Genomic DNA, 17,124 nt, shown 5'->3' with positions numbered 1-17,124 from the left:
AAAAAATGCACTATTATGAAAAAGTTATTCGAAAGGTTTTACGATTTTTTTTCGACCTTTTTATTTGGAGGAAAGAATGTTCATCATTATTAACTCCAAAAGGAATCGCGTATGAAATAACACTACTTTAATTAAAGAGGTGGCACATTACGGTTTGATTTGTAATGTGCTTTTTTATTCAGCTGTTTGAAATTCGATTAAATACGGTTTTAATCTAACTCCGTTTTGCTTTCTGAAATTACTTGTAATTAAGATTTGATATTTTTTGTTTGGCAGCAAATCGGCTTTGAAAGTCCATGTTTTTTTGTCGGAAGACCAATTTCTTTCAGGACTTAACTTTGGAGTAAATTCTTTGCCAAGAGGACCAAAATCAATACCTGTATTACGGCCGTTTAACGGTTCTGAAAAAGTAATTGTAATATCTCTTAATCCTGATTTTACTTTTTTACTTCCGTTTTTAAAACCAGATATTGTTAGTACAGTTGGTCGTTGTTTTTCATAATCTTGATTTAATTTCTTTACACTTTTTGGAAATAATTTTGAGGCATCAACGATTTGCTCCATTTCTTTTTCGTTATGATAATCGAGTTCAATAAGCGTTTTTATGGCTTTTGCTTTGTCTTTCGATGAATTGTAATAACGTTCAGAAATTTCATAACCAATATAATAGCCAAGATCTCTAATTTTTAAATCATTTCTGTTTTCACCCCACAACCAATTATAATTATTGCTCATGATATACAAATCGGCAATAAACTGATTGATTACTTTTTCTTGATTGTTTTTTCCAAATTCTATTGCAGGACTGCTAGATTTTTTGCCAGTTACTTTGCAGGAAATAAATTCTGCAACACCTTCATACAAACACATAGAAAGCAAGTTTTCTACTAACTCTTTTTGCTGCGTATGCACATACTCGTGCGTGCATAATAAAGCAATATTTTTTCTTGGCTCGTATTCTTTATAAAAAGGCTGTCTCCATTCAGGAAGTTCATCGATAACAGTAGTTTCATCTGCTAATGATAGTTCGCTTCCAATTAAAATTCGATCATTTTGTATCGTTCCGTTTGTTCTAAAAGCACCAATTGAAAAGTAAATAGTTGATGGTTTTAATTCTGGATAGGCTTCTTTTAGTTTACGAATGTCAGTTTCAATTTCAGGATAAAGATTACTGACATTTGTGGTATTTGCTTTTAATGAATTCCAGAATTTTGGATATTTTGTAATTGAGTTAAGAAACTCTTTTGGAGTGTAATTACGAACTTCAATAAGGCTTTTTAAACCAAGCGAGGCTTTGTCAAGATAAAACTCATTTAAATATTGGTATTGTTTTAAACTATCAGAAGTAGAAGTAACCTTTTCGTATGCTTTCCAAAAATTCTCAATATCAGTCGATACAAATTTTTGGCCGGCAGTTTGACTAAAAGAAACTTTTGCAGAGATTAAAAATAACGCTAAGAAGAAATTTTTCATTTTGTAAATTTTAAAGCAAACGACTAAATTACAAAAATCAAAAAAATAAAATGTTATAGATTTTCCTCAAAAAGTGTAATGTCAATTGCATTTTTTACATCGTAATCGCCAATCTTAGTTCGGCGTAAAACAGTTAAATGCGATCCTGAATTCATGGCTTTTCCAAAATCGTAAGCAAGAGAGCGAATGTAAGTTCCTTTACTGCAAACTACTCTAAAATCAATTTCAGGCAAAGCTATTCGGGTAATTTCAAATTCGTGAATTGTAGTTTTTCTGCTTGCAATTTCGACAGTTTCACCAGCACGTGCATGCTCGTATAAACGAACTCCGTCTTTTTTAATAGCAGAAAATATTGGCGGTTTTTGATCGATTTCGCCTAAAAACTGTTTAACCGTTTCATGAATAAGTGCTTCATCGATATGTTCCGTTGGAAAAGTCTGATCAATTTCAGTCTCTAAATCGTAAGATGGAGTAGTAGCTCCAATGTAAAATGTTCCAGTGTATTCTTTGGCTTGACCTTGAAGCTCAGAAATTCTCTTAGTAAATTTTCCAGTACAAATTAATAAAAGTCCAGTAGCCAAAGGATCTAAGGTTCCAGCATGACCAATTTTAAACTTTTTGGGCAGGCCGACTTTATTAATTAAAAGATATTTTAATTTATTGACAGCTTGAAACGAACTCCATTTTAAAGGTTTGTCTATCAGTAAAACTTGTCCGTCTAAATATTCTTCAGGTGTCATTATATAATGGTAAGCGGGTGAATGAAAAAGTGAATCAATAATAAAATGATTCCGGCAATAATTCGGTAATAACCAAAAACTTTGAATCCATTTTTAGTTAAAAATCCAATAAAGGTTTTAATAGCAAGAAGCGCCACAATAAAAGCGACAATGTTTCCTATTATCAATAAGTTGATTTGATCGTGTGATAATTCGAATCCTGCTTTATAGTAATCGTAACATTTTTTTACCGTTGCGCCCAACATTGTCGGTACAGCAAGAAAAAATGAAAATTCAGCGGCAGTAGTTCTTGATAATTTTTGAGACATTCCGCCCACGATACTTGCACCGCTGCGAGAAACGCCGGGAATCATGGCAAGACATTGAAATAAACCAATTTTGAAAGCTTGTAAATAGCTGATTTCTTGTGAAGTTTCGGTACTGTTTGGTGTATTAAACCATTCGTCGACTTTTAATAAAATTAAACCTCCGATTAAAAGAGAAATTGCTACCGTAACGGGATTTTCTAATAAACCATCAATAAAATCGCTTAATAATAAACCTAAAACAACGGCTGGAATAAAAGCAACTAAAAGTTTAAAGTAAAAATCAAGTGTTTGAAAGAAACGTTTGAAATATAGAATTACAACCGAAAGAATTGCTCCAAGTTGAATAACAATAGTAAAAAGTTTAGTGAAATCGTCGTGTGCAATTCCAAAAAAAGAAGAGGCAATAATCATGTGTCCAGTTGAAGAAACAGGTAAAAATTCTGTGATTCCTTCAATAATGGCAAGAACGATAGCTTGTAATGTATTCATTTATTAGATTGTTAGATTATTAGAATGTTAGAGTTCTTAAATTTTTTTAGAAAAGAATATTCTAAAGATCTAAGTTGTCTAAGATGTCTAAGTTGTCTATTTTGATTTTTTGAAAATAGAATAAATCGTAATTCCAAAACCAATTAAAACGGTAGTTGGAGCTAAACGAATACGTCTGAAATTAAAAATATCTTCATTAAAAACATTTGGATCATGACTTCCTCCGCCTGACATTAAAATAAAACCTAAAGCGATAACAGCAATTCCTATCAATAAGATTTTGTAATTAATGCTGTCAAAAAGGAATTCGTGTTTTGGAGTTTCTTCTGTATTATTGTTTTTCATTTTTATTTTTTTTGAACCTTTAAGTAATTAGAGGCTTGTTTATTTTGTTATTCTGAACTAAGTTTATGAAAGTCTTTTTTTCTGAAAATTAGTAAAGATCATCAGTTCTTAAATTCAAGAAACGTTGCGTTGCAAAATGTGTACTTACCCACGTAATTAAAACTCCTAATCCAAAAACGGCTAATAAAACCAATCCAATTAAAGCTTTATCTTCTAAAATTCCTAAACCAGGAAAATTAGTTTCAACGTAGAATAAAAGTCCAATTAAGGCAATAATTGCTAATCCAGCACCCAGCATTCCTAGTTTTACACTGCGCATTACAAAAGGTTTACGAATAAACGATTTGGTTGCACCAACCATTTGCATGGTTTTAATAATAAAACGGTTTGAGTGAATAGAAAGACGCAATGAACTGTTGATTAATAAAACCGCAATTACCGCTAGGAAACCGCTGATAATCAAAATCCACATACTTACTTTTTTGATATTATCATTTACCAGATTTACCAATTGTTTGTCATAAACAATATCTTCGATCATGGTATTTTTACGTAAACTGCTTTCGATTTGCAGAATGCTGTCTCTTTCAACATAATCTGCTTTTAAGTGAATGTCGTATGAATTCAATAAAGGATTTTCTCCTAAAAATGTCAGGAAATCTTCTCCAATAATATCAGTATGTTCTTTTGCTGCTTTTTCTTTAGAAACGTAAGCATAAGATCTTGCAAAAGGCGCTCTTTTTAATTCTGTATTGAATGCTTTGATAACGCTGTCATTTGCTTCATTTTTAAAGAAAACTGTCATAGCAATTTTTTCTTTAAAATCGTTTGCCAGTTTTTTAGAATTAATAATAAACAATCCTAATACTCCCAAAAGGAATAATACTAGAAATACACTTAATACTACCGAAAAATAAGAGGAAATTAACCTGCGTTTTTGAAATTTATCAAAGTTAGAACTCATAGTTTGCTTAAATTATGTGGTAAAAATAATAAAGAATTTCTTTATTTAAAGTTATTAACGAACTTTTATACCATAAATGTACAATTCCATATTGAATAAAAGTTTATTTAACAGCAAAGTGCATAAAATTTTTGTTGATTTAAGTAAAAGTGCATTATGGTTTACTTTAATGATAACAAAAAATTCGCAAAGCTTTTTTAGATCAGCTTTGCGACTAAATACTAGAAAAAAACTTTCAGCCTCAGAATCTTAGTAACTTAGTATCTCAGAACCTTATTTAACTCTATAAACCTCAATACTTTTAAGCCAGTAAACATGACGAGGCCCAGTTTTAATATCATTTTTGCAAATAGCAATCATTTCGCCGCTTTTCAGTGGTTTTCCATTTTCCTCAAAAAGAACGAAAGCATTTTCTCCGGTTGGATTGTTGAAAATTTCTGCCCATGAAAAAGTGGCCTTGTAATCATCAGAAGCTCGAGCCACAATATAAAAATTGCGATCCTTATGCCCATCTTGTTTGATTTTTGCCTTCTCTAAAATATCTTTCAAAAGCACGCCTTTGCAGACTTTGTTGTCTTTTTTAACTTCGCCGCTTTGGCAGACAACTTTAAAATTATCAATAGTTACCACCTTCATCTTTTTTAAAGAATCGACACTTAATTGAAGCGGGAATTCGACATCGCCTTTTACTTCAATAGTGTGATTTACCATTTTTAAACTGTCAGCCGGCGTAAGAACAGCATGTTTATCATTGTCTGTTTTAGACACTTTTTCTGCAGTAATCGAATCTTCTTTTTCCTTTTTAGACGAATTGCACATTGCGCATGAAAATGCAATAAGAAGTACGAGAATATAATTTTGAGTTTTCATATAAAATTATTTTTTAGGTTTAGTTATTGAAAAAACGAAGTGTTACAAAAAAGTTGCGGCCTTCTTCAGGGTAACCTTCAACAAGACAATAGTTTTTATCGAAGATATTATTAATTCCTGCATCGATGCTGAAATTTTTGGCTATTTTACCCGAAGCGTAAAAATTCAAAAGTGTGTAATCTGGAACTCTTGCTCCATAGCTTGTACTGAAACGAGATGAATTAAATTCAGAATTAGCAATTAAACGCAATATTTTAATCGGTTTATATTCTAAAGTTCCCATAACTTTTGTGTTTGGAACATCGGTAAAATGAATATTCGGATTTGTAATATTGTTTCGTTCAATATAAGTGTAGTTCACATTAAGCGACAAATTAGACAAGATTTCATAGTTTATTTGAGCCTCAACACCAAGATATTCTGCTTCGCCAAAATTTTGCATTTGAGATTTTCCAGGTTGAACATTGCTTACATTTAAGATCGCATCAGAAAGTTTGCTGTAGAAAAGCGCCGTCTGAAAAGTAACTTTATTAAAAAGTCCCGCCGTATAATTCAATTCGTAATTTACAGCTTTTTCAGGTTTTAAGTCTGGATTTGGTATTGCAGTTCCCATTCTATACGAATAACGATCTTTGATTGTTGCAAATCTTGTTTTCTGCGAAACTGTTGCGCCCAATTTCTGGACTTCATTCAACTGATAAAAAAATCCAATTTGAGCATTAAAAGCATCACTCGCACCAGCAGATGGATAATCGGAAATCACTTTTGTAGTACTGTTGTAATCTTCTGCTTCAGTATTTTTTCGAAGGTTGTAGCTCACGCCCGGAATTACAGTAAATTTTGGAGTAACTTTATAAATATCTTCAATTCCTACCAAAACTGTATTGTCTATAAAATGACGAACTGGTTCACCAAGATTGTTTTCGCGGTGTACATCTTCTTTAAAATGAAAAGCAATTTTTAAATCATTTTTTGGAATAAATTTCGTGTTGTATTCTAGATTTCCACCGTAAGTGTAATCATTGTAAATACTTTGAAAAGCATACGGTTTAGTTTGTTTCGTATAAGTTGCATCATCATAACTGTCAAGAGTATTTTTGAAACGGTCAAAATATAACCTTGTTTTTAAGCTGTTTTTGTCATCAAAATTTGAATTTGAGATGAAATAAAAACTCTCTTTATCCCAGTTTGGCCATTGCCAGTAGCGAGGTTTTAGTAAAAGAGAGTTTAAAGGATCGCTTCCTGTATAAACTGGATTTCCTTTTTCGCCCTGTTGATTGATGTAACCAATCGCATATTCGCTTTTTTCAGTTGGAGTCCATCCAATTTTAAAGCTGATTTTTTGATCCGTGCGATATGAATTGTCTCTTTGTCCTCCGTTTTCATTTGCTGTTGGAACAAAATTAGATGACATTCTAGTTGAATTTCTATCTAAATAAGAAAATCCGCCCTGAAAATAAAACTTTCCAATGTTAGAACCAATGTTGAGGTTTCCTTTATAGCCATTTTCGTTAATCATTCCAAGCGAGCCGTCATATTCTAATTTTTGAGAAGGTTTTCTGGAAACTAAATTTATAGCACCGCCAAGTGAGTTTGGTCCGTAAAGTACAGACGAAAATCCTTTTGAAACATCTATCGCGGCCAAATCGAAAGTGGTAAATCTTGCAAGGTCAACATAACCATCATACGGAACATAAACAGGAATACCGTCCATATAAACTGGAACCTGTCTTAAATCGAAACCGCGTACAGAAACCATAGATTCGTTTCGCGGTCCAGAAGCCGTTAATGTAATTCCAGGCAGCATATTTAAAGCTCTTGAAACATCCATTTTGTTTTGAGAAACCATTGTTTTTGAAGTTACTCTGTTTAAAGTGTCTTTGTTTTGATGATTGGTAACAATTACTTCGCCCAGCATAAAAATATTTGATGGTTTTATGGAATCAGTTGGAGTTGAATTGTTTTGCTGTGAAAATCCGATTAGCGGAAAGAGTAAAAAGGCAATAATTTTTAGTTTCATAAGGATACGATTTTTCAGTATGTTTTAAAATGAATACTGATGATTAAAAAAATTGTTTTGGTTTGTATGTTTTTTAAAATAAAAATTCAGTGTGTTTTTTCAGGAATACTGATTTGCATGACAAAAAAAGCAATTTCTACACATTTAAATTATGACCAAAATCATATTTGTAAATTTCAATGAAAACGATCTATGAAATTGAAGCTGTTTAAAACTTCAAATTTTGAGTTTCCTTTTCAGCAAAATCTTTGATGCGTTTTTCTACTTCATAAAAAACTGCAATTGCCTTTTCTCCGGCATCAGTCAATTTTGCACCGCCGCCGCCTTTTCCGCCTAATAATTTTTCGACTAACGGACTTTGAGCACGCTGATTCATTTCTTCAACCAGCTGCCAAGCCTGTCTGTATGCCATTTTCATCTCCTTAGCCGCATTTGTTATAGAGCCAGTTTTGCGAATATTTTCTAAAAGCCAGATTTTTCCAATACCTAAAAATGGGCCTTCAGCCTCTTCAATCCAAAGTCTTACTTCAATAGAATATTTTTTATCGTTACTCATCTCATTCTTAATATATCCTTGTAAAAATAATTGTTTTTACTGTAATAGTATTCTTCTATTATTAAAAAATAAACAATTAAAAACGCCTTAACTAAGTACTTGAATTACAAACATAAGTATTTTTACTTAATTTGAAATAAGTATTTTGTTATTTTATTTGTTTGTCAGTGAAATAGCTTTGGTACAAACAACAATAAATGTAAATTTGCGCCTAATAATTAATTTAGTGAAAAGCCTTAGAACCTTAGTAACTTAGAATCTTAGTCACTTAGAAATGAAGTACAATCCAAACGAAATTGACGCCAAATGGCAAAAATATTGGGCAGAAAATCAAACTTTTGCAGCAAAAAACAACTCTGAAAAACCTAAGCATTATGTACTCGATATGTTTCCTTATCCATCAGGAGCAGGACTGCACGTTGGGCATCCGCTTGGTTATATAGCTTCAGATGTATATTCTCGTTTCAAAAGACACCAAGGTTTCAATGTTTTGCATCCAATGGGTTATGATAGTTTCGGATTGCCGGCTGAACAATACGCGATTCAGACAGGACAGCGTCCAGAAGATACAACGCGTGTAAATATTGATGGCGGTGTAGACAAAGATGGAAAACAAATTGCAGGATATAGAAAACAATTAGATAAAATTGGTTTCTCATTTGATTGGGCGCGTGAAGTGCGAACTTCAAATCCTGATTATTACAAACATACGCAATGGATTTTTATCCAATTGTTCAATTCTTGGTATTGCAAAAAACAAGGGAAAGCTTTTGAAATTTCAGAGCTTGTAAAAGTTTTTGAAGAAAGCGGAAATGCATTGGTTGAAGCAGTTTGTGATGACAACGTAGCGATTTTCACTGCTGACGAATGGAACTCTTATTCTGAAGATCAAAAAGAAAAAATCTTGTTGCAATACAGAATGACCTATTTGGCTGAAACCGAAGTAAACTGGTGTCCTGGTTTAGGAACTGTTTTGGCAAATGACGAAATTGTAAACGGTGTTTCGGAACGTGGAGGCTTTCCTGTTATAAGAAAAAAAATGACACAATGGAGTATGCGAATTTCTGCTTATGCCGAACGCTTACTTCAAGGTCTAAATGATATCGATTGGAGCGAGTCTATTAAAGAGTCTCAAAGAAACTGGATCGGAAAATCGGTTGGGGCTTTGGTGACTTTTAATGTGAAGAATCACGATGAAGTTATCGAAGTATTTACTACTCGTCCTGATACTATTTTTGGAGTAACATTTATGACTTTGGCGCCAGAACATGATTTGGTTGCCAAAATTACAACTCCAGAACAAAAAGCAGCAATTGAAGCTTATATCGAAAAAACATCAAAACGTTCTGAGCGTGAGCGTATGGCTGATGTAAAAACAATTTCAGGAGTATTTACAGGAGCTTATGCAGAACATCCATTTACAAAAGAAGCCATTCCGGTTTGGATTGGTGATTATGTTTTGGCAGGTTACGGAACTGGTGCTGTAATGGCGGTTCCTTGCGGAGACGAAAGAGATTATGCTTTTGCGAACTTCTTTAAAGGTCAAAACGGAATGCAGGAAATTAAAAACATTTTTGCAAATGTTGATATTTCTGAAACGGCTTACGGATCAAAAGATAACGTTGAAATCGCTAATTCTGATTTCTTAAACGGATTAAATTATAAAGAGGCAACTCAAAAAGCAATCGCTGAATTAGAAAAATTAGGACAAGGAAAAGGAAAAACAAATTACCGTTTGCGTGATGCTGTTTTCTCTCGTCAGCGTTATTGGGGAGAACCATTTCCAGTTTATTATGTAAATGGATTGCCTAAAATGATCGATGCGCAGCATTTGCCAATTATTTTGCCAGAAGTAGAAAAATATTTACCAACAGAAGATGGTCTGCCTCCATTAGGAAATGCAGCAGTTTGGGCTTGGGATACAAAACAAAATAAAGTTGTTAATACTGATTTAGTTGACAATGTTTCGATTTTTCCTCTAGAATTAAATACAATGCCAGGTTGGGCAGGAAGTTCATGGTACTGGATGCGTTATATGGATGCACACAATGAAAGTGAATTTGCAAGCAAAGAAGCATTAGCGTATTGGGAAAGCGTAGATTTATATATTGGAGGAAGCGAGCACGCAACTGGTCACTTATTGTATTCTCGTTTCTGGAACAAATTCTTAAAAGATAAAGGTTTTGCTCCAACCGAAGAGCCATTCAAAAAACTGATTAATCAGGGAATGATTTTAGGAACGACGGCTTATGTTTACAGATTAGAAGGAACAAATACTTTTGTGTCTAAAAATAAAATTGAAGGTCAGAATGTACAGCCAATTCGTGTTGATGTTAATTTCGTTAATTCTTCTGATGAATTGAATATCGAAAAATTCAAAGCTTGGAGAGAAGATTTCAATACAGCTGAATTTATTTTTGACGAAAACGGAAAATACATTGTTGGTCGTGAAGTCGAAAAAATGTCGAAATCATACTATAATGTTGTAACTCCAGATGATATTTGTAATGAATATGGAGCAGATACATTACGTTTATACGAAATGTTCTTAGGGCCATTAGAGCAGGCAAAACCTTGGAATACTGCTGGAATTTCGGGAGTTTTTGGTTTCTTGAAAAAATTATGGAGATTGTATTTTGATGACAACGGTTTAATCGTAAACAACGACGAGCCGACAAAAGACAACTTAAAATCATTGCATAAAACGATCAAAAAAGTGGCAGAAGATATCGAGAGTTTCTCTTTCAATACTTCGGTTTCTCAATTTATGATTTGTGTAAATGAATTGTCTACTCAAAACTGTCATTCGAGAGCGATTTTAGAACCGTTAGCGATATTGGTTTCGCCTTATGCACCGCATATTGCCGAAGAATTATGGTCGCAGTTAGGACATACAGCTTCAATTTCTGAAGCATCGTTCCCAATTTTTGAAGGAAGTCATTTAGTTGAAACAAATAAAGAATATCCAGTTTCGTTCAACGGAAAAATGCGTTTTACCATCGAATTGCCTTTGGATTTAACCAAAGAACAAATTGAAGAAATCGTTATGAAAGACGAAAGAACACAAAAACAATTAGATGGCAGAACACCAAATAAAGTGATTATCGTTCCAGGGAAAATTATCAATTTGGTAGGATAACCAAATAAATTCCAATATAAAAATCCCAAATTCCAATTTTACGATTGGGGTTTGGGATTTTTTTTGTGCTTATTTTTCTGCCACGAATTTTACAAATTTTACAAATTTTCACAAATTTAACTCGAAATGACAAACTATGTGTTTTTCGAAATAAAAATTAGTGAAAATTCGTGTAATTCGTGGCGGAAAACCTAGCGTTCTTTGTGCAAATCTTTGCGCTCTTTGCGGTTAAAAACCCACACCAACATTGGGGTTTAGAATTATCTCATTAAAAAATTAAAAACTTTTGTAACATTTTAATAGTTCTCGTATCCAAAAGGCGGATCCGATTAAATTAACAACTTAAAACTATTAAAAATGAAAAAGTATATCATCTTATTTATCGCATTCTTATTCTCAGCATTATGTCTAAATGTTTTTGCACAAACAAAATTATATCCTTTAGAAGTTATTAAAACCGGAAAAGGAAAACAATCTATAATTTTCATTCCCGGATTTGCTTCTTCTGGAGATGTTTGGAATGAAACCAAAACTGCTTTCGAAAAAGAGTATACTTGTTATACGCTTACAATGGCAGGATTTGCTGGAGTAAAACCACAACAGAATCCATCATTCGAAAATTGGAAAGCGGAAATTGCAAATTATATTAAAGACAATAAAATTGAAAAGCCAATTTTAATTGGTCACAGTATGGGCGGTGGACTTGCGCTTGCAATCGCTGCAGATTATCCAGAATTAATTGGGAAAATTATAGTTGTAGATGCGCTTCCGTGTTTGGCAGCATTAATGGATCCTTCTTTTAAATCAAAAGAAAATAATGATTGTTCAGCAATGGTAAGCCAAATGACTGGTATGACAGATGCTCAGTTTCTTGAAATGCAGAAAAAAACAATGCCGAGACTTTTGGCTGATGCTTCAAAAATGGATACAGTTGTAGATTGGAGTGTAAAATCAGACCGAAAAACATTTGCTCAAATGTATTGTGATTTTTCAAATACCGATTTGAGAAATAAAATTGCTGCTATAAAATGTCCATCATTAATTTTATTAGAATCTTATTTTATAAATTTAAAACCAGCAATCGAGGAACAATATAAAAATTTAAAAACAGCTGATTTTAAGTATGCGAGCAAAGGTCTGCATTTTATTATGTATGACGATACGGCGTGGTATTTAGCGCAATTAAACACTTTTGTAAAATCGTAAGAATGGAATTTGAAGAAATCTATAAGACTTATTGGGATAGAATATTCAGGCTTTGCATGGGTTTCGTAAATGATTATGATGCTGCGCAGGATTTGGCTCAGGAAACCTTTATAATTGTCTGGCAAAAATTAGAAACTTTTCGAAACGAATCGGCTATTGGAACTTGGATTTTCAGAATTGCATCTAACAATTGTTTAAGGCAGATTGAAAAAGAAAAGCGTTTCCCGAAATCTGATTTGCCAATTCATCTTTCTGAAGAGAAACAAACTTCGATAGAGCCGCAAATTCAGTTTTTGTATAAATGCATAGCCGAATTACCTGAAACGGAACGTATCATTATTTCGTTGGAATTAGAAGAAGTTAAGCAGTCAGAAATTGCAAAAATCGTTGGACTTTCTGATGCCAATGTTAGAGTGAAAATTCACAGAATAAAAGAAAAACTGACCGAAAAATTTAAAGAAAATGGACAACGATAACAATATAGATTTTAAAGATTTATGGAAAAAACAAACCGTAAATCAGCCAGATATGAAAGATTTGCTGTCGAGAGTGAGTAAATTTAAAAAAGCAGGTTTAAGAAGTTTATGGATAACAAATGTTTTGCTTTTTTTGACAACCGCATTTATTGTTTTTATATGGATATATTATCAACCGGAGTTTATTTCGACTAAAATCGGGATTGTTTTAACGATTTTGGCGATGGTTATTTATGTATTTGCTTTTAATAAATTGTTGACTCCTTTTAGAAATATCGATGCGACACAAACGAATCAGGAATATTTACACAAACTGATTTTGATTAAAAAGAAACAACAGTTTATGCAGACAAAAATGATGAGTTTGTACTTTCTGCTGCTTACAACTGGAATTTGCTTATACATGTATGAATATGCCAGTAGAATGAGCGCTTTGGGTGCGAGTTTGTGTTATGGAATAACATTACTTTGGATGGCGTTTAATTGGTTTTATATTCGTCCAAAACAAATTAAAAAACAGCAGCTAAGAATAAATGCCCTGATTGAGAAGTTTGAAGAAGTAAATAATCAGCTGCTTTAAGGGATAATTTTACGGCCATATTGTATAGACGCACCGAAGTGCGTCTTTTTTTTGTTAAATTTTTTAATATTTCTACTGCCGTAATTACTGTTTTGGATGTCAAAATGTCATTTTTAGAGTTTGGTTCAGAAATTGTGATTTGTTTTGTAACTTTAAAAATCAATCAAAAAAAGATAAAAATATGGGAAGTGGATATTTAATTATTGCCGGAGCTATAATGTTATTCAGCTGGCTGGTAAGTTCAAGACTAAAAAGTAAATTCGAATTATATTCTAAACTGCAATTACGAAACGGAATGAGCGGTGCGGAAATTGCTGAAAAAATGCTTGCTGATAATGGTATTACGGATGTTCGTGTTATTTCGACTCCAGGGCAGTTAACAGATCATTATAATCCTGCAGATAAAACAGTTAATTTAAGTGAAGCGGTTTACAATCATCGTAATGCGGCGGCGGCTGCTGTTGCGGCACACGAATGCGGGCACGCGGTTCAGCATGCTATTGGTTATGAATGGTTAACAATGCGTTCTAAATTAGTGCCTATTGTAAGTGTGGCTTCAAATTATGTACAGTGGATTTTGCTTGCGGGAATCTTAATGATTAGAACTTTTCCTCAATTATTGCTAATTGGGATTGTTATTTTTGCAGCAACTACATTGTTTACGATTATAACGCTGCCGGTAGAATATGATGCAAGTAATAGAGCATTAGCTTGGTTAGAAAATAAACATATGCTGACTCAACAAGAACAGGCAGGTGCAAAAGATGCCTTAAAATGGGCGGCAAGAACTTATGTCGTAGCGGCTATAGGTTCAATCGCAACGCTGTTGTACTATATCTCGATTTACTCAGGAAGCAGAAGGAACTAATTTCGTAATTGAGATAATTAGTCAATTAGATAATTTATAGTAAAAACGGACAGATTTTTAAAATTTGTCCGTTTTTTTTTATTTTATCACATTTAGAAAATTATCTAATTATCAAATTTTTTCATTGACACATTTATAATTGAATCTGTCTGTCAATCTGCTGATCTAATGAAATAAAGGTTTCGGTTCTTGAAACACCTTCAATTGCTTGAATTTTGGTATTTAAAAGCTGCATTAAATGTTCGTTATCTCGACAGATAATTTTAATTAGTACCGACCAGTTCCCTGTGGTATAATGACATTCCAGTACTTCGGGAATTTTTCTAAGGTCTTTTACGGCTTCGGAGTTTCTGGAGGCTTTGTCTAGATAAACACCTACAAAGGCCATAGTGTTATAGCCTAGAACTTTTGGGTTTACTGTAAATTTAGATCCTGAAATAACGCCGGATTGTTCCAGTTTTTTTAAACGCTGATGAATTGCAGCTCCAGAGATGCCTATTTTATTAGCGATTTGCAGAATAGGTTTTCGGGCATCGTCCATTAAATATCGAAGAATTTCTTTGTCGATACCGTCAATCTCAATTAATAAGGAGTTGATTTTCATAACTTGTAATTTGAAACTAATTCTTTTAATTTGGTTTAGAATAGAAATCAAATATAGTTAAAAGGAAGGAAAAATAAAATTCCAATTTTTTAAATCCCAAATTCCAAAAATAGAATCCGTGGTTTCAACCATAGGAAACGAAAGGGTGTAAAACAAAAATTCCAAATCCCAAGTGATTAAGTTGGAATTTGGAATTTTAAATATTTTATATTCTTAAGGTTTATTTTCCTTTGTTTGCTTCGGCGATGTATTTTTCAAGAGCCATTGTCATAGAAGGGGTTTCAGGTGTTGGAGCAAGAATGTCGATTCTTAAACCGTGATCTAAAGCTTCTTTTTGAGTTGTACTTCCAAATACAGCGATTCTGGTATTGTTTTGTTTAAAGTCTGGGAAGTTTTTAAACAATGATTTAATTCCTGTTGGGCTGAAAAATGCTAAAACATCATAATAAACATCGGCAAGATCAGATAAGTCGCTCATTACAGTTCTGTAAAAAACGGCTTGTGCCCAATCTACTTTTAGACTATTTAATGTTATTGGAGCGTCTGCATTTAATTGGTCAGATGCTGGAAGTAAAAACTTCTCGTCTTTGTATTTTTTAATTAGAGGCGATAAATCAGCAAAATCTTTAGCTCCAACGTAAATTTTACGTTTTCTGTATACTACATACTTTTGCAGATAAAATGCAACTGCTTCAGATTGACAAAAATATTTCAATCCTTCAGGAACTTTGTAGCGCATTTCATCAGCCACTCTAAAAAAATGATCTACAGCATTTCGACTTGTTAAAATGATAGCAGTATAGTGATTAAGGTCGATTTTTTGTAATCGAATCTCTTTTGCACTAACCCCTTCCACATGAATAAATGGTCTGAAATCAATTTTTATTTTGTGTTTTTGTTGGAGCTCAAAGTAAGGAGAATTCTCCACTTTAGGTTCAGGCTGTGACACCAAAATTGTTTTCACTTTCATATTATAAACATTTACTAAGCACTCCCTTTTGTCATCCAATAATAGAGAAAATAATAAGGGGCTATTTCAAGAGCGCAAAGATATAAAATAAAATAAAACAACTTGTCGATAATTACGTTTTGATACGTTTTAATTGAAATAAAATATGAGTATAAGCTGATACACAGCGAAATACCTATGATCGCAAACGGAACAATTATTGGAATATTGTTGTAATAGAATAAAATAGCATTAATAGGAAGTATTAAAACGCCAATGTAAGTCCTGTAGGTTACTTTTTGTAAGTTAAAAAGTTCCATAAAATCATCAATATTGAACGAAGCTGCTACAATTTTTTCGATCAAATATTTTGCAAGAATAAAATAAAGAAGAAAAGTTGCAATTCGGATGAACAATAAATAATCTGTTTTTGATGCCGTTCCATAAATGCTCATCGTAAGTTGAATAAAAAAAGCAAATGAAATAATCTGCACAAAAAACAAGCCAACAGTAAAGCTGCTGTTTATATGATTATTGTCGCGATAAATTTTAGCATATTTGTCTGAGAAAATCAGCCTGCTGAACTCAGAAAAGCGAGTTTCATATGCTGATTTTGTTATAGCAACAATCGCAAAGGTCAGGATGAATAAAACAGTTGCCCAATCTTTGTTTTCAATAATTCGAGGATGAAGTTGTTCAATCATAGCGCACAAAATTAGTAATTTTTTGCATCAATACTTTTATTATGTATTTATTATGAACCAAATGCTATAAAAAGTTTACTTTTGCGGTGAAATTACCAAGAAAAATGAGTGATAGTATTGTCATAATTCCAACTTATAACGAAATTGAAAATATTGAAAGTATTGTGAGAGCGGTACTTTCACAGCATAAACCTTTTCATCTTTTAATAATTGATGATAATTCTCCTGATCATACTGCTGATAAAGTGATTGCTTTGCAAGAAGAGTTTTCTGGAAGATTGTTTCTTGAAAAAAGAGCTAAAAAAGCGGGTTTAGGAACAGCTTATGTTCATGGTTTTAAGTGGGCTTTGGAGCGTAAATACGATTTCATTTTTGAAATGGACGCTGACTTTTCGCATAACCCAAATGATTTAGAGAAATTATATGATGCTTGTCATTTTGGTGGAGCTGATTTGGCTATTGGTTCCCGTTACGTAAAAGGTGTAAATGTGGTAAATTGGCCTTTAAGCCGTGTTTTGATGTCATACTTCGCTTCAGTATACGTGAAGTTTATTACCGGTATGAAAATTCACGATGCAACGGCTGGTTTCGTTTGTTATAAAAGAGAAGTTTTAGAGAAAATTAATCTTAACAAAATAAAGTTTGTGGGATACGCGTTTCAAATCGAAATGAAGTACAGAACTTATTGTGCTCAATTTGAAATTAAAGAAGTGCCAATTATTTTTACAGATAGAACAAAAGGAGTTTCGAAAATGAGTAACGCCATTATCAAAGAAGCAATTCTTGGAGTGATTTCGTTAAGATTAAAAAAATTAGTCAATACATTATAAAGA

The 17,124-nt window shown here is 32.8% G+C and carries 17 protein-coding genes; 6 read left to right on the top strand and 11 right to left on the bottom strand.

From position 1 onward, the window contains the following. Positions 1 to 174: 174 nt before the first annotated feature. The 8 genes from B0A75_RS10990 to B0A75_RS10955 form a co-directional block, all read right to left on the bottom strand. Complete coding sequence (locus tag B0A75_RS10990) at positions 175 to 1,473, bottom strand: Ig-like domain-containing protein (protein WP_089054321.1); 1,299 nt, start codon at positions 1,471 to 1,473, stop codon at positions 175 to 177. Between the two features lie 53 nt (positions 1,474 to 1,526). Next, positions 1,527 to 2,213 (bottom strand): tRNA pseudouridine(55) synthase TruB, encoded by a 687-nt coding sequence (gene truB / locus B0A75_RS10985; protein WP_089054320.1) that lies wholly within the window; start codon positions 2,211 to 2,213, stop codon positions 1,527 to 1,529. After that, a complete protein-coding gene (locus B0A75_RS10980) occupies positions 2,213 to 3,010 on the bottom strand; it encodes an undecaprenyl-diphosphate phosphatase (RefSeq protein WP_089054319.1) in 798 nt (265 codons plus the stop codon). The genes truB and B0A75_RS10980 overlap by 1 nt, the downstream gene beginning before the upstream one ends. A gap of 96 nt (positions 3,011 to 3,106) precedes the next feature. Further along, entirely contained in the window at positions 3,107 to 3,355 is a 249-nt protein-coding gene (locus tag B0A75_RS10975) for a DUF3098 domain-containing protein (RefSeq protein ID WP_089054318.1), read from the bottom strand. A gap of 88 nt (positions 3,356 to 3,443) precedes the next feature. Further along, a complete protein-coding gene (locus tag B0A75_RS10970; RefSeq protein ID WP_089054317.1) occupies positions 3,444 to 4,319 on the bottom strand; it encodes a cell division protein FtsX in 876 nt (291 codons plus the stop codon). A 273-nt stretch (positions 4,320 to 4,592) separates the two neighbouring features. Further along, positions 4,593 to 5,189 carry a molybdopterin-dependent oxidoreductase gene (locus tag B0A75_RS10965; RefSeq protein ID WP_165765116.1) on the bottom strand — a complete coding sequence of 199 codons (597 nt, stop codon included), beginning with the start codon at positions 5,187 to 5,189 and terminating at the stop codon, positions 4,593 to 4,595. Positions 5,190 to 5,208: 19 nt separating this feature from the next. Beyond that, on the bottom strand, positions 5,209 to 7,209 hold the full coding sequence (locus B0A75_RS10960; RefSeq protein WP_089054316.1) for a TonB-dependent receptor plug domain-containing protein: 2,001 nt from the start codon (positions 7,207 to 7,209) through the stop codon (positions 5,209 to 5,211). 208 nt (positions 7,210 to 7,417) lie between these two features. After that, positions 7,418 to 7,765 (bottom strand): winged helix-turn-helix domain-containing protein, encoded by a 348-nt coding sequence (locus B0A75_RS10955; RefSeq protein WP_089054315.1) that lies wholly within the window; start codon positions 7,763 to 7,765, stop codon positions 7,418 to 7,420. A 274-nt stretch (positions 7,766 to 8,039) separates the two neighbouring features. Between B0A75_RS10955 and leuS the strand changes: the two genes are divergently transcribed. From leuS to B0A75_RS10930, 5 genes are all read left to right on the top strand, one after another. Further along, the gene (leuS, locus tag B0A75_RS10950; RefSeq protein ID WP_089054314.1) at positions 8,040 to 10,904 is read left to right on the top strand and encodes a leucine--tRNA ligase; all 2,865 of its coding nucleotides are present in this window, start codon (positions 8,040 to 8,042) and stop codon (positions 10,902 to 10,904) included. Positions 10,905 to 11,261: 357 nt separating this feature from the next. Next, positions 11,262 to 12,110, top strand: a complete 849-nt coding sequence (locus tag B0A75_RS10945; RefSeq protein ID WP_089054313.1) for an alpha/beta fold hydrolase — start codon at positions 11,262 to 11,264, stop codon at positions 12,108 to 12,110. A 2-nt stretch (positions 12,111 to 12,112) separates the two neighbouring features. Beyond that, on the top strand, positions 12,113 to 12,586 hold the full coding sequence (locus B0A75_RS10940; RefSeq protein ID WP_089054312.1) for an RNA polymerase sigma factor: 474 nt from the start codon (positions 12,113 to 12,115) through the stop codon (positions 12,584 to 12,586). Next, positions 12,573 to 13,166, top strand: coding sequence for a hypothetical protein (locus tag B0A75_RS10935; RefSeq protein WP_089054311.1), 594 nt, complete (start codon positions 12,573 to 12,575; stop codon positions 13,164 to 13,166). The genes B0A75_RS10940 and B0A75_RS10935 overlap by 14 nt, the downstream gene beginning before the upstream one ends. A 181-nt stretch (positions 13,167 to 13,347) precedes the next feature. Then, on the top strand, positions 13,348 to 14,034 hold the full coding sequence (locus tag B0A75_RS10930; RefSeq protein WP_089054310.1) for a zinc metallopeptidase: 687 nt from the start codon (positions 13,348 to 13,350) through the stop codon (positions 14,032 to 14,034). 133 nt (positions 14,035 to 14,167) lie between these two features. Here B0A75_RS10930 and B0A75_RS10925 read toward each other — a convergent pair whose 3' ends face one another. The 3 genes from B0A75_RS10925 to B0A75_RS10915 form a co-directional block, all read right to left on the bottom strand. Next, the gene (locus tag B0A75_RS10925) at positions 14,168 to 14,638 is read right to left on the bottom strand and encodes an Lrp/AsnC family transcriptional regulator (RefSeq protein WP_089054372.1); all 471 of its coding nucleotides are present in this window, start codon (positions 14,636 to 14,638) and stop codon (positions 14,168 to 14,170) included. 220 nt (positions 14,639 to 14,858) lie between these two features. Continuing rightward, entirely contained in the window at positions 14,859 to 15,608 is a 750-nt protein-coding gene (locus B0A75_RS10920; protein ID WP_089054309.1) for a uroporphyrinogen-III synthase, read from the bottom strand. Positions 15,609 to 15,622: 14 nt separating this feature from the next. Then, on the bottom strand, positions 15,623 to 16,291 hold the full coding sequence (locus B0A75_RS10915) for a DUF4271 domain-containing protein (RefSeq protein WP_089054308.1): 669 nt from the start codon (positions 16,289 to 16,291) through the stop codon (positions 15,623 to 15,625). Between the two features lie 104 nt (positions 16,292 to 16,395). On the opposite strand from B0A75_RS10915, the gene B0A75_RS10910 reads away from it, so the two are divergent. Further along, the gene (locus tag B0A75_RS10910; RefSeq protein ID WP_089054307.1) at positions 16,396 to 17,121 is read left to right on the top strand and encodes a polyprenol monophosphomannose synthase; all 726 of its coding nucleotides are present in this window, start codon (positions 16,396 to 16,398) and stop codon (positions 17,119 to 17,121) included. The last annotated feature ends 3 nt before the right edge of the window (positions 17,122 to 17,124 follow it).

The sequence above is a fragment of the Flavobacterium oncorhynchi genome (assembly GCF_002217355.1).
GTDB lineage: Bacteria > Bacteroidota > Bacteroidia > Flavobacteriales > Flavobacteriaceae > Flavobacterium > Flavobacterium oncorhynchi.
Note: the sequence above shows the minus strand (reverse complement) of the source record. Positions and strands in the feature narration are given on the sequence as shown.

Bases quoted from the DNA above. Each gene is read 5' to 3' on its own strand.
- B0A75_RS10940 (WP_089054312.1), top strand. From the start codon at position 12,113: ATGGAATTTGAAGAAATCTATAAGACTTATTGGGATAGAATATTCAGG.
- B0A75_RS10930 (WP_089054310.1), top strand. From the start codon at position 13,348: ATGGGAAGTGGATATTTAATTATTGCCGGAGCTATAATGTTATTCAGC.
- B0A75_RS10980 (WP_089054319.1), bottom strand. From the start codon at position 3,010: ATGAATACATTACAAGCTATCGTTCTTGCCATTATTGAAGGAATCACA.
- leuS (WP_089054314.1), top strand. From the start codon at position 8,040: ATGAAGTACAATCCAAACGAAATTGACGCCAAATGGCAAAAATATTGG.
- B0A75_RS10965 (WP_165765116.1), bottom strand. From the start codon at position 5,189: ATGAAAACTCAAAATTATATTCTCGTACTTCTTATTGCATTTTCATGC.
- B0A75_RS10925 (WP_089054372.1), bottom strand. From the start codon at position 14,638: ATGAAAATCAACTCCTTATTAATTGAGATTGACGGTATCGACAAAGAA.
- B0A75_RS10915 (WP_089054308.1), bottom strand. From the start codon at position 16,291: ATGATTGAACAACTTCATCCTCGAATTATTGAAAACAAAGATTGGGCA.
- B0A75_RS10960 (WP_089054316.1), bottom strand. From the start codon at position 7,209: ATGAAACTAAAAATTATTGCCTTTTTACTCTTTCCGCTAATCGGATTT.
- B0A75_RS10920 (WP_089054309.1), bottom strand. From the start codon at position 15,608: ATGAAAGTGAAAACAATTTTGGTGTCACAGCCTGAACCTAAAGTGGAG.
- B0A75_RS10970 (WP_089054317.1), bottom strand. From the start codon at position 4,319: ATGAGTTCTAACTTTGATAAATTTCAAAAACGCAGGTTAATTTCCTCT.
- B0A75_RS10935 (WP_089054311.1), top strand. From the start codon at position 12,573: ATGGACAACGATAACAATATAGATTTTAAAGATTTATGGAAAAAACAA.
- truB (WP_089054320.1), bottom strand. From the start codon at position 2,213: ATGACACCTGAAGAATATTTAGACGGACAAGTTTTACTGATAGACAAA.
- B0A75_RS10955 (WP_089054315.1), bottom strand. From the start codon at position 7,765: ATGAGTAACGATAAAAAATATTCTATTGAAGTAAGACTTTGGATTGAA.
- B0A75_RS10910 (WP_089054307.1), top strand. From the start codon at position 16,396: ATGAGTGATAGTATTGTCATAATTCCAACTTATAACGAAATTGAAAAT.
- B0A75_RS10975 (WP_089054318.1), bottom strand. From the start codon at position 3,355: ATGAAAAACAATAATACAGAAGAAACTCCAAAACACGAATTCCTTTTT.
- B0A75_RS10990 (WP_089054321.1), bottom strand. From the start codon at position 1,473: ATGAAAAATTTCTTCTTAGCGTTATTTTTAATCTCTGCAAAAGTTTCT.
- B0A75_RS10945 (WP_089054313.1), top strand. From the start codon at position 11,262: ATGAAAAAGTATATCATCTTATTTATCGCATTCTTATTCTCAGCATTA.